We start from the raw sequence: 12,490 nt of genomic DNA, 5'->3' as shown, positions 1-12,490 counted from the left end.
AATTATGAAAATAAGACCTTTTAGATGGATATGGAGACTTTTTACTAAGCCTTTTAGAATGTTATGGAAACTTTTAACTAAACCTTTTAGGGCTGTTATAGCTAGATTTAAAAGATTATATTTTAATTTAGAGGATAGAGTTAATAAGAATATTAGGCTAGAGCTTATTGTATGTTTTGGAATATGTTTACTAGCATCATTTATAGTTTTTACTTTTACTAATTCATATTTTTCCAGAACTAATACCTATTCTATAATAAATTATTCAAATAGTATTAGGAATATGGCAGAAAGAACATCTAATATTGGAAATCAGTTAGAGCAAGATAAGATAAGCTATGCTGATAAAATAAGAATAGAAGATATAATAAATTCAAATGCAGAAAATAAATACAAAATTTTAATTACAGATTTATCAGGAAAAGTATTATATAAAAGTAAAAATGCAGATGAAACACAGGTGGATATACACACTATAATTAAAAATGCGGCTACATTTAAATATGATTTTTATGAATACAGAAATTATAATAGTAATAATAAAAATTTAGGAGAATTTATAAATTTTTATCCTGTGGATTTTAGTGATAGTAGAGCCTATATTATAGTTAAAGGTATACCAGAAGGACAAATAGAAACTAAATTTAATAAACAAGAAAAATCATTTTTTGCGTTATTATTATCTGTAGTATCTTTTATATTTTCATTTTATTTTATAGCAGGAAGAAAAGTAAAATATATACAAGAAATTGCTTTAGGAGTTATGTATATGGCTAAGGGAGAATTAAATTATAAAATTAAAAAAAATGGAGAGGATGAATTAGCTCATTTAGCAGACAATATAAATTTTATGGCTGAAGAATTAAATAATAAAATAGAAAGAGAAAGGGAGATAGAAAAAACAAAGGCAGAATTAATTACAAATGTTTCCCATGATCTAAGAACTCCACTTACATCTATACTTGGATATCTAAATTTGATAAAAGATGAGAAATTTAAGGATGAAGAACAGATGATGGAGTATATAAATATTGCTTATAATAAATCAGAGAAGCTTAAAGTTTTAATTGATGAGCTTTTTGAGTATACTAAGCTTTCAGGGGAAGGAATAAAGTTAAATACTAGTCAAATAGCTTTAAATGAATTAATAGCTCAGCTTATAGAAGAATTTGTACCAATTTTTGAAGAAAATAATATTTCCATTATAAAAGATATCATTATGGAAGATATTATTGTAGAAGCTGATGGAGATAAATTGGTTAGGGTTTTTGAAAATTTAATTATGAATGCTATTAGATATAGTTATAAACCGGGAAATATAAAGATAGGACTTTATAAAAAAGATAATGAAGCTATATTTTATATAAAAAATAGAGGAGATAATATAAGTAAAGAAGATTTGAATAAATTATTTGACAGATTTTATAGAGTGGAGAAGTCTAGATCAGAATCAACAGGTGGAAGTGGATTAGGTCTTGCTATCTCTAAAAATATAGTGAAGTTACATGGGGGAGATATTTGGGCAGAATGTGAAAAAAATGAAATAACTTTTTATGTAAAGTTAATAAGCTAGTAAATGAAAGAACTCTAAATAATAAGGAGTTCTTTTGCTTATTTCTATGGAAAAATAAAGTAAACAAAGATGATACAAAATAGTATTTATTTGTTATAATTATCAATGTGTGTATTGTTTGAACTTTAGCTTTTATATTAAATATTCTTGCAATTGTTAAAATACTGTTGCATATAAGGAGGATTATAAAAGATATGCTTGTTCATAGTATGAACAAAATTATAGAAGAAGAATTTATCAAACAGACCTTCAATATTGAAAAAATGAAATTAGACAATGTATGTACTCAGTTACTTAAGCTTTCTATTATAAATTCTGAAGCGGAAAAAGGATATATAATAAAAGTAGGAAATAATAATATTGCATTAGGAGCAGTAGATGAGGTATGCAAAGATAGTTGTTACATAGATGATATAGAAAAAAATTATGATGTACCAAAAAGTATTATACATTATGTATCTAGCACATTAGATACAGTAGTAATAGGAGATAGCAAAAAAGATTATAGATTTAAGGAAGATGAGTATATAAAAAAGAATAGCATAAAATCAGTATTGTGTATGCCTATACTATTTAGGGGAATCCTAAAAGCTATATTGTATTTAGAAAATAATATTAAGGAAGATGCTTTTAATTTAGATAAGATTAAAATGATGCAGTTGCTATGGGCATATGGAGTTGTATCGGTAGAAAACAGTATTATATATAATAAAATTAAAGAAGTAAATGGAGAACTAGAAAAAAAGGTTGAAGAGAATATGAAGAGTTTAAGGGAAACTGTAATTCAACTAAAGAAAGAGATAATGCAAAAAAAACAGGCAGAAGAGGCACTAAAAGAAAGTGAAGAGAAATTAAGAACATTAATTAATGCCATGCCAGATTGTATATGTTTTAAAGATGGAGGTGGTAAATGGATAGAGGCTAATAATGCTCAGTTACAACTTTTAGATTTGAAGGGAAAAGATTATATTGGGAAAAGTAATAAAGAATTAGGAGAAATAAGCGATTTCTATAAAACTACTCTTATGAATTGTGAAAAAAATGACATAGAAGTATGGAAGAATAAAAAAATAAATAGACAAGAAGATTATATTCCTAGAAAAGATGGAAATATTAAAATATTTGATACTATAAGGGTTCCATTATTTTGTGAAAATGGAAATAGAAAAGGATTAGTAGTAATAGGCAGAGATATCACAAAGCATAAACAATCTGAAATAGCGTTATATGAGAGCGAAAAAAAACATCGACGCTTAATGAAGTATTTGCCAGATGCAGTATACTTAATTTGCGAAGATGAAATAATATTTTGTAACACTGCTGGTATAAAGCTATTAGGTTTGAAAAATATCAATGATGTTAAAGGGAAAAATATAAAAAAATATTTAATTTCTAGTTATTATGAAAAAACTAAGGAAAAGTTAAGTGAAAAGTTGATTATGCCTTTAATGGAACAAAAATTGAAAAGAGCTGATGGAAGAATTATATATGTAGAAATAATGTCTACTACATATACTTATGAAGGGAAAAAAGTAATATTAAGTGTGCTCAGAGATATAACTGAAAGAAAACGAAATGAAGAACTTAATAAGAGAATAAAGGAAAAAAGTAAACAGTTAAGAGAAGTAGAGGAATATGATAAAGTAAAGACGGAATTTTTTGCAAATGTGTCTCATGAATTAAAGACTCCAATAAATGTAATATTTAGTGCTTTGCAAATGTGTAGTATACTTGTAAGAGATATTAAAGATGAAAAAATAATTAAATTAAATAGGTACATGAATATGATGATGCAAAACTGTTATAGACTAATAAGATTAAGTAATAATATTATAGATATAACAAAAATAGATACTGGATATGTTAAACTTAATTTGGAAAATGCAGATATAGTGAGTATAATAGAAAATATAACCATGTCTGTTGTTAAATATGCTAAAATTAAAGGAATACAAATAACTTTTGATACTGATGTAGAAGAGAAAGTAATAGCTTGTGATGTGGAGAAACTTCAGCGAATACTACTTAACTTACTTTCAAATGCTATAAAGTTTACAGATTACGGAGGGGATATTTTTGTAAATATAAGAGACAAAACGAATTATATAGAGATATCCGTTAAAGATAATGGAGTAGGAATACCTAAAGAAAAACAAGAATCTATTTTTCATAGATTTATACAAGTGGATAAGTCTTTATCAAGAAATAATGAAGGTAGTGGCATAGGACTTTCTTTGGCTAAGGCTTTAATAGAAATGCATAATGGAACAATATATGTAAACAGCGAACTTGGATGTGGAAGTGAATTTATAGTAAATCTCCCTGTTAGGTACATTAATAATACTAGAAAAAGTAGGTATATTTCTGGACAAACTAATATAGAAAAAATGAAAATAGAATTTTCGGATATATATTTGTAATTTATATTTTAGGAGGGATTGTTTTGAGTTATAAGTATAAAATAGGGCAAGAAATAGAATTTACTAATGATTTTTTTATAGAAACTGCAAAGGGTGAAAAACTAGAAATAAAAAAAGGTGACAGAGCTATGGTAGTAAAAAAAATAGATGATAATACAGGGGAAATAGTATATATTAATGGAAACGCAAAGGGACTAAGCCAAAATATTAATATACAAGTTGATGATAAAGTAGATGAAGAAGAGATAGCAAAAAAAATATTAGAATCATTATAGGAGGAATTTTTATTGAATTATTTAAGTAATAAGGGGAAGGCAGTATTATATATGCTTTTGTCTTCGCTTTGTTTTGCAGTAATGGCTGCTTTAGTAAAGTTATCGGGAGATGTTCCTACAGGAGAAAAAGCCTTTTTTAGAAATTTTATTAGTTTTATTGTAGCTACAATAATGATTATAAAAAACAAGCAAAGTTTTTGGGGGAATAAAGAAAATAGAAAGCATTTAATTTTAAGAGGAATTTTTGGAACCATAGGAATGTTGTTTTACTTTTATTGCATAGATAGGATGATTTTGGCGGATTCTTCTATGTTAAATAAAATACATCCATTTTTTATAACAATTTTTGCAGTATGGTTTTTGGAAGAAAAATTGTCTAAAGTTCAAGTGCCTTCACTTATATTAGCTTTTTTAGGAGTTATTCTTATAATAAAGCCAAAGTTTGATATGAGTGTATTACCAGCTATAATTGGGGTTTTATCAGCTATATTTGCAGCAGCAGCATATACTATAGTTAGATATTTAGGAAATAAAGAAAGTTCTTATACAGTAGTATTTTACTTCTCTTTTATATCTACATTAATTTGTTTGCCTTTAATGATGGTGAATTTTCAACCATTATCTTTTAAACAACTTGTATTTTTAATTCTGTCTGGTGTATTTGCTGCAATAGCTCAATTTGCTTTAACTATATCCTACAGATACGCACCAGCTTCCGAAGTTTCTATATATAACTATACTAATATAATTTTTTCTCAAATTATTGCATTTATGCTATGGAGGGAGATGCCAGATATATTTAGTTTTATCGGTTATATATTAATAATTGGTTCATCTTTATTAGTGTTTATATATAACAAAAAGGATGATAATATAGCATCGAACAATTAAGAGAAAAAAAGGAGGGGAATTATATGAAACAAAATAAAAAACTTATTATAATAGGTGCAGTTGCTGGGGGAACTACTGCAGGAACTCAAGCTAGGAGAAATGATTCTAACTTAGAAATAACAATATATGAAAAAGATAAAGATATATCCTATTCTGGTTGTGGACTTCCTTATTATATAGGAGGGATAATTAAAGATAGGAAAGAAATTGTTCCACGAGATAATGAGTATTTTAAAGAGAAATATAACATAGATATAAAGACACAGCATGAAGTATTAGTTATAGATAGCATAAACAAAAAAGTATTAATTAAAAATTTAATTAATAATGAAATATTTGAAGATACCTATGATAATTTAGTAATTTCTACTGGAGCAGTGCCTTTTGTTCCAAATAAGCAATGGCTAGGAAAAGAAAATGTATTTACTTTGAGAAATGTATCTAGTGGAGATAAAATTTTAGATTATATAAATACTAATAAACCTAAAAGTGCAGTGATAATTGGTACTGGATTCATTGGGCTAGAGCTTTGTGAAAATCTTTGTAAGAGGAACATTGAAGTTATTTTAGTAGAACTCAAAGATCAAATAATGCCTCCTTTAGATAAGGACATGGCAGATTTATTAGAAGAATATATAATAGCAAATGGTGTAAAAGTATACAAAGATGAGACTGTCTTAGAACTTAAAGGGGATAATGAAATAAAAGAAGTGGTGACAAATAAAAGAACATTAGAAACGGACATGGTAATTTTATCAATAGGCATAAGACCTAATACAGAATTAGCAGAAAAAGCTGGAGTGGAATTAGGAAAAACAAAGGCTATAAAAGTAAATGAAAAGATGCAAACTAATATAAATAATATATATGCAGTGGGAGATTGCGCAGAAGTATTTTCTATAATTCATAAAGATTATGTATATAGGCCTTTAGGAAGTACAGCTAACAAAATGGGAAGAATAGCAGGTAAAAATATAACAGGAGAAAATAAGTTATTTAAAGGTATTTTATCTACAGGAATATTTAAAATGTTTGATAAAACTGTAGCTTTTTTAGGCATGAATGAAAATGAATTAGAACATGGGGGGATAAAAAGAAAAATATTAAAAGTTAAGACATTTAATAAGCCGTCCTATATGGAAGGGGCAACTAAAATGGATATCAAATTAATATGTGAAGAAAATAGTGATAGAATATTAGGGGTTCAAATTATAGGAGGAGAAGGAGTAGATAAAGCTATTGATACATTTGCAGCAATAGTGTCTTTAGGAGGAACCGGCAAAGATCTTGCAAATATTGATTTAGCTTATTCACCACCTTATTCTACTGTAAATAGTCCTGTAATCCAATGTGGAATAGTTGCGGAAGGCAATTTAAACAATTAATACAGTAAGCATATAGTGTGTTAGAATTTAAGTATTTCTACACTATATGCTTTTTATATGAACTTAAACTATTTTTCTATGATTACATCAGTTCTTACTAATTTAACTGTATTTGCTAAAGTATCTCCTACAGGGCAAGTTTTTTCTATAAAATCTGCAAATCTTTTGATATCTTCTTCTGAAGAGTTGCTCTTTATATGCATTTTAAATCTTATTTCTGAATAACCAGGTCTTACATCGGAAATGCCTAAGAAGCCTTCAGGATCAAAATCTCCCTCCAATTCAATCCAAAAATCTTGAAGATCTATACCTTGTTGTTCAGCAAAGGCTGAAGCCACTATTGATTGACAGGCACCTAATCCGCATAAAACAAGCTCCATAGGATTCATTGCTTTATTGGTTCCACCTAAATCTTCAGGCTCGTCCAATGATATTTTAAATCCTCTTGAATCAGTTTCTACCTGTAAGCCTTCAGGTAATTTCTTTGCAGTAGCTTTTAATGTACTTAACATTATAAATCACTCCTTTAAATTTATAAAGATTATTCCAAAGTGACTATTAGTTATACTTCACATGTTTATAAATTGGCTTTAGCTATGTGAAATGAGGAATAACTTTATAATAAATAATTGCTATACTAATCATTAGTATAGCAATCATTTATAAAAAACTCAACAGTATTTATAGAGTTAACTATTATTTTTATGACAATTTCCACATTTTTTTGAGCATAAGGAGCAATTACTATTATTATGACTGCAAGGTGAATTATTATTTTTAGGTAATGCTTTTATAAAAAAACCATTGTTTTTATAAATTAGTTGAATTTCATTTATATTATTTATTAATTCCTCATCATAGATTATATTGATTTCATCTATTTTATCTATTAATTTAGTAGTATCCATATTATCTAATAATATGGATACTCTAGGTGATTTACAACATCCAGGTGAATAAGCAAATCTTATACAATCGTATTCATTATGAATATTTAACATTTTTATAATTTCATCATAAGCTTTTTCAGATATTTTTATCTTAATTTTTTTATTCAAATAGTATCACTCCTACAGTTACTTTATTTAATATAATTTTATTTTACAATTTTTAACCACTGAGAAGAAGAATATCCAACAATACCGTTATAATTTATTTTATACCATGCGCCAAAATTACCGATAATGTGAATTTTTAATCCATTATTTAAGGAACCAATAACTTTTCCTTTTTCAGAAGGTAAAGTTCTAATATTTAATCTTGAATTTTTAGAGTTTAAGGATACTATAGCATAATTTTTTTTAGTTACAGTATTAATATTATTAGTAGTTTGTTTTAAAGTTGTTTTTTCAGTAGAGGAGACTTTAGAAATAATAGTTACATATTGAGAACTAACATAACCATAAATAGAATTAAATTTTATTTTATACCAATCTCCTACTTTAGATAATATTAAAAATTTATCGCTAACCTTTAAACTACCACATATTTTAGAATTAATTGAAGGATTTAATCTTATATTTAAGTATGAAGTAGCACTTATTTTAGGGTTACCATATTGTAACTGAGAAGTTATAGAAGATGTTTGCTTAATATTCTCTATACTATTTTCCTTAGTATTAACTATGGCATCATCTATAGTAGTATCCTTATTTATGTATATGTATCCCTTAAGATGTAAATTTCCTCTATCTTTTATATTCTCCTTAGAAAGACATTTTAATTCTTTATCATAATCTCCTCTTATAGAAAAGTTTCCTTCATTAAAATATACTTGATTTTCTTCTACATTTTCTACAAATGCTACATGTCCATAACCTAAATTACCACCTTCCCAAACGGCAATGGAATTCTCTTTTGGTTCACTTCCATAAGGAAAAGCATTATTTTTTTCATTATCATACCACCAATCTATAGCATTACCATAAAATGTATTTGGAAGTTTGATATTTAATTTTTCCAGTATCCTGCCGTAAGTAAACCAAGTACATTGCCCTTTATAGCCAGATAGTGTAAATATATTATCATTATTGTAAGCGCTGTTGTATGTGTCTGGCATTGAGTTGTTGTATGCGTTTACTGAAATACATAAAGGTTTATATAAAAATGAAGTGGTAATAAAAGAAATAAGTATAATTTTTTTAAATTTATTCATTAAGTTACACCTCCTAAGTATTTTAAATCTATAGAAATTATCGTATTAAACATAGAATAATTAAATTTAATATAATTCGACAATTTCTAATAAAATTCATCTAAGTGAATCTTAAGAGATGAACTAACTTAAATAAAAAAAGGTACAAATAAATGTACCTTTAAAACTAGGGGGATAGTAAATAATTATTTATCTGATTTCAATTCTTCAAGACATTGCTTACAGATATTTTTTCCTTTATAATTAACTACATCCTTTGCATTACCGCAGAATATACAAGATGGATTATATTTTTTCAATATAATATGTTCCCCATCTACAAAAATTTCTAAAGAATCCTTTATTTCAATATCAAGAGTTCTTCTTAATTCAATTGGAATAACTATTCTGCCAAGTTCATCAACTCTTCTTACTATACCTGTTGATTTCATTTTTTTAAATTCCTCCTTAAAACAATATTCGACTTTATTTAATTAAATAATAGCAATAATAACATAAATAGTCAATATATTTTTTGAGTAATTTAAATAAATTTAATAATTTTATTATCATAATGAAACTTATACAAAATATAGGCAATTATTATAATTTTTAAAATAAATATAAAAAAGATTTCATATTTATGGCATAATATAAATATAGCAAAAATGTTTTTTTATTTATATATTACTTATACTATAGTTTATGAGGTTTTAGTAATATTGCTAATAAATAAAAGTTAATTACAAAAAATATTTTAAAAGGAGGAAAAAATATGACTTTAGAAATAGGAAAAGAGTATAATGGTTTTAAGTTGATGGAAAAAAATACATTAAAAGAAATTAATTCAGAAGCTTTGATATTTAAACATGAAAAAACTGGTGCAAAGTTATTAAAGTTAAAAAATGAAGATGATAATAAAGTTTTTTCTATAGCTTTTAGAACTCCACCAAAGGATAGCACGGGAGTTGCACATATATTAGAACATTCTGTATTATGTGGATCAAGAAAATTTCCTACAAAGGAGCCATTTGTAGAACTTATAAAAGGATCTTTAAATACCTTTTTAAATGCTATGACTTTTGGAGATAAAACAATGTATCCAGTAGCTAGCAAAAATAAGAAAGATTTTTTTAATCTTATGGATGTATATTTAGATGCAGTATTTTATCCTAACATATATAAATATCCTCAAATTTTTATGCAGGAAGGTTGGCATTATGAATTAGAAAATAAGGAAGATGACATAGCATATAAAGGTGTGGTTTTTAATGAGATGAAGGGAGCTTATTCTTCTCCTGAATCTATTTTAATGAGAAAAATTTCAGAATCTTTATTTCCAGATACTACTTATGGGGTTGAATCCGGTGGAGATCCTGAGCATATACCAGAGCTTAGCTATGAAGAATTTATAGATTTTCACAAAAAATACTATCATCCATCTAATAGCTACATATATTTATATGGAGATGGAGATATTTTAGAAGAATTAAAATTTATAGAAGATAATTATTTGAGAGAGTTTGAGAAATTAGATGTGGATTCTAGCATAAAAATTCAACCACATTTCTCAAATATGAGAGAAGTTATAGTAGATTATCCTATATCTTTAAATGAGAAAGAAGAAGATAAAACTTTTTTTAGCTTAAATTTTGTTATAGGTAAGTCTACAGATAAAGAATTATATTTAGCGTTTGACATTTTAGAGCATTTGCTATTAGAAACTCCTGCAGCCCCTCTTAAAAAGGCTATATTAAAAGCAAACATAGGTAAAGATGTATTTGGAAGTTTTGATAATAGTATTTTACAGCCTACTTTTAGCATAGTAGTAAAAAATTCTAACGAAGATAAAAAAGAAAAATTTAAAGAAGTTGTATTTGAAACTTTGAAGGAATTAGTTAATAATGGAATAGATAAAAAACTTGTGGAATCTTCTATAAACATAAAAGAATTTGCTTTAAGAGAAGCTGATTTTGGAGGATATCCTACAGGACTTATATACGGAATAAAGTGTATGGACAGTTGGTTATATGATAACAATCCTCTTATGCATTTAAATTATGAGCCACAGCTTGGAAAAGTAAAGGAAGCTCTTAACTCAAAATATTTTGAAGAATTGATAGAAAAATATATTTTAAATAATAATCATAGCTCACTTCTTATAGTTAAGCCTGAAAAAGGATTGGGAGAAAGAAAAGATGAAGAAGAAAAAAGTAAATTAAAGGCCTATAAGGAAACACTATCAGAAGAAGAGATAGATAAAATAATAGATGAAACTAAAAAGCTTAAGGAAAGACAAATAAGTTCAGATTCTCAAGAGGATTTAAATAAAATACCATTGTTGTCTATAGAAGATATAGAAAGAAATACCGAAACATTACCATTAGAAGAATGTAATGAATTAGGTGTAAAGGTGCTTAAACATGATATATTTACCAATAAAATTGCATATATAAATTTATATTTTAGTTCAACAGTAGTTCCTCAGGAATTAATTCCTTATACAGGACTTTTAGCTACTGTGTTAGGAAAAGTAAGCACTAAAAAATATAGTTATGAAGAGTTATCAAATGAAGTTAACATTAACACTGGAGGAATATACTATACGTCTACTGCGTATTCGAGTAATAATGATTTAGATTGTTTTATACCAGTGGTAAAAGTAAAGTCAAAAGCGTTAATATCAAAATTGCCTAAACTATTTAATTTATTGGGAGAGGAAATCAAGCATAGTAAGTTTGATGATTATAGTCGTATAAGAGAAATAATTTCAGAATTGAAATCTAGAATGGAAATGACTATATTCGATAGAGGGCATATGGTTACAGCGGGTAGAGTTGCTTCTTATTTTTCTTCAGTGGCAGCTTATTTAGAAAATGTTACAGGATTAACCTTTTATCATTTTATAGTAGAATTAGAAAAGAATTTTGAAGATAAGAAAGAAGATATAGTTAATAAACTAGAGCAGGTATCAAAGCTTATATTTAATAAAAATAATCTTACTGTAAGTGTAACTTTAGAAGAAGAAGATTATAAGCATTTTAAAGATAGTTTTTCAGTATTATATGACAGTTTAGGAGAGAAAAATATAAGTTATAATAAATATATATTTGATTTAAAGCCTGAAAATGAAGGTTTAATGACTTCTGGAAAAGTTCAATATAATGCCAAAGGATATAACTATAGAAAGTTAGGATATGATTATACTGGAACAATGCAGGTACTGAAAACAATTATAAGTTACGATTATTTATGGAATAAGGTAAGAGTACAAGGTGGAGCTTATGGTTGCTTTGGTGGATTCAATAGAAATGGAAATATGTATTTTGTATCTTATAGAGATCCTAATTTAAAGAAAACTTTAGAAGCTTATGATGGAGCAGTAGAATATATAAATAATTTTAATTGTGATAATCGAGAAATGACAAAATATATTATAGGAACTATTAGTGATATAGATTCACCTCTTACTCCATCTATGAAGGGAGAAAAAGCTGCAGCTAATTATTTTAGTAATATTACTTCACAAGATTTACAAAAAGAAAGAGAAGAAATATTAGATACAAAGGTTGAAGATATTAAAAAATTAGCTAATATTGTGGAAAAGTGTATGAAAGAACAATATATATGTGTTTTAGGCAGTGAAGAAAGAATAAAAGAAAATAAAGAATTGTTTAATAAAGTAATTAATATATTTGAATAAGAATATGATAATCAATTAAAAAGATTAAATAGACTATATCTTAAATTTAAAATTATGATATAGTCTATTTAGTTTGTAGTTTACATTGACTTATATGGATATAATTTTT

Annotated in this window: 10 protein-coding genes; 6 read left to right on the top strand and 4 right to left on the bottom strand. The window is 26.3% G+C overall.

Translation table 11 applies throughout. The annotated features are described in order from the left end of the window. The first annotated feature begins 4 nt into the window (after nucleotides 1-4). The 5 genes from J2Z24_RS13135 to J2Z24_RS13115 all read left to right on the top strand — a co-directional run bounded on the left by J2Z24_RS13135 (nucleotide 5) and on the right by J2Z24_RS13115 (nucleotide 6,544). Nucleotides 5-1,573, top strand: coding sequence for a sensor histidine kinase (locus tag J2Z24_RS13135; RefSeq protein WP_035148226.1), 1,569 nt, complete (start codon nucleotides 5-7; stop codon nucleotides 1,571-1,573). A 194-nt stretch (nucleotides 1,574-1,767) separates the two neighbouring features. Beyond that, nucleotides 1,768-3,993: a sensor histidine kinase gene (locus J2Z24_RS13130; protein ID WP_051593282.1), complete on the top strand. Its 2,226-nt coding sequence runs from the start codon at nucleotides 1,768-1,770 to the stop codon at nucleotides 3,991-3,993. A gap of 23 nt (nucleotides 3,994-4,016) precedes the next feature. Further along, complete coding sequence (locus tag J2Z24_RS13125; RefSeq protein ID WP_035148225.1) at nucleotides 4,017-4,268, top strand: hypothetical protein; 252 nt, start codon at nucleotides 4,017-4,019, stop codon at nucleotides 4,266-4,268. A 12-nt stretch (nucleotides 4,269-4,280) separates the two neighbouring features. Then, nucleotides 4,281-5,159, top strand: coding sequence for a DMT family transporter (locus J2Z24_RS13120; RefSeq protein ID WP_035148224.1), 879 nt, complete (start codon nucleotides 4,281-4,283; stop codon nucleotides 5,157-5,159). A gap of 23 nt (nucleotides 5,160-5,182) precedes the next feature. Further along, nucleotides 5,183-6,544 (top strand): FAD-dependent oxidoreductase, encoded by a 1,362-nt coding sequence (locus J2Z24_RS13115; protein WP_051593281.1) that lies wholly within the window; start codon nucleotides 5,183-5,185, stop codon nucleotides 6,542-6,544. A 68-nt stretch (nucleotides 6,545-6,612) separates the two neighbouring features. On the opposite strand, the gene J2Z24_RS13110 is transcribed toward J2Z24_RS13115, so the two are convergent. The 4 genes from J2Z24_RS13110 to J2Z24_RS13095 form a co-directional block, all read right to left on the bottom strand. Beyond that, on the bottom strand, nucleotides 6,613-7,056 hold the full coding sequence (locus J2Z24_RS13110) for an OsmC family protein (RefSeq protein WP_206538605.1): 444 nt from the start codon (nucleotides 7,054-7,056) through the stop codon (nucleotides 6,613-6,615). Between the two features lie 177 nt (nucleotides 7,057-7,233). Beyond that, the gene (locus J2Z24_RS13105) at nucleotides 7,234-7,602 is read right to left on the bottom strand and encodes a hypothetical protein (protein WP_035148222.1); all 369 of its coding nucleotides are present in this window, start codon (nucleotides 7,600-7,602) and stop codon (nucleotides 7,234-7,236) included. Nucleotides 7,603-7,640: 38 nt separating this feature from the next. Then, complete coding sequence (locus J2Z24_RS13100) at nucleotides 7,641-8,699, bottom strand: SH3 domain-containing protein (RefSeq protein ID WP_051593280.1); 1,059 nt, start codon at nucleotides 8,697-8,699, stop codon at nucleotides 7,641-7,643. A 185-nt stretch (nucleotides 8,700-8,884) separates the two neighbouring features. After that, the gene (locus J2Z24_RS13095; RefSeq protein ID WP_035148221.1) at nucleotides 8,885-9,130 is read right to left on the bottom strand and encodes an AbrB/MazE/SpoVT family DNA-binding domain-containing protein; all 246 of its coding nucleotides are present in this window, start codon (nucleotides 9,128-9,130) and stop codon (nucleotides 8,885-8,887) included. A 323-nt stretch (nucleotides 9,131-9,453) separates the two neighbouring features. On the opposite strand from J2Z24_RS13095, the gene J2Z24_RS13090 reads away from it, so the two are divergent. Then, the gene (locus tag J2Z24_RS13090; RefSeq protein WP_035148220.1) at nucleotides 9,454-12,381 is read left to right on the top strand and encodes an insulinase family protein; all 2,928 of its coding nucleotides are present in this window, start codon (nucleotides 9,454-9,456) and stop codon (nucleotides 12,379-12,381) included. Nucleotides 12,382-12,490 lie beyond the last annotated feature (109 nt).

Origin of the sequence: Clostridium tetanomorphum (genome assembly GCF_017873215.1) — a bacterium.
Lineage (GTDB): Bacteria > Bacillota > Clostridia > Clostridiales > Clostridiaceae > Clostridium_AO > Clostridium_AO tetanomorphum.
Note: the sequence above shows the minus strand (reverse complement) of the source record. Positions and strands in the feature narration are given on the sequence as shown.

Excerpts from the sequence above, each read along its gene's own strand:
- J2Z24_RS13100 (WP_051593280.1), bottom strand. The coding sequence starts at position 8,699 with ATGAATAAATTTAAAAAAATTATACTTATTTCTTTTATTACCACTTCA.
- J2Z24_RS13135 (WP_035148226.1), top strand. The coding sequence starts at position 5 with ATGAAAATAAGACCTTTTAGATGGATATGGAGACTTTTTACTAAGCCT.
- J2Z24_RS13130 (WP_051593282.1), top strand. The coding sequence starts at position 1,768 with ATGCTTGTTCATAGTATGAACAAAATTATAGAAGAAGAATTTATCAAA.
- J2Z24_RS13090 (WP_035148220.1), top strand. The coding sequence starts at position 9,454 with ATGACTTTAGAAATAGGAAAAGAGTATAATGGTTTTAAGTTGATGGAA.
- J2Z24_RS13095 (WP_035148221.1), bottom strand. The coding sequence starts at position 9,130 with ATGAAATCAACAGGTATAGTAAGAAGAGTTGATGAACTTGGCAGAATA.
- J2Z24_RS13115 (WP_051593281.1), top strand. The coding sequence starts at position 5,183 with ATGAAACAAAATAAAAAACTTATTATAATAGGTGCAGTTGCTGGGGGA.
- J2Z24_RS13110 (WP_206538605.1), bottom strand. The coding sequence starts at position 7,056 with ATGTTAAGTACATTAAAAGCTACTGCAAAGAAATTACCTGAAGGCTTA.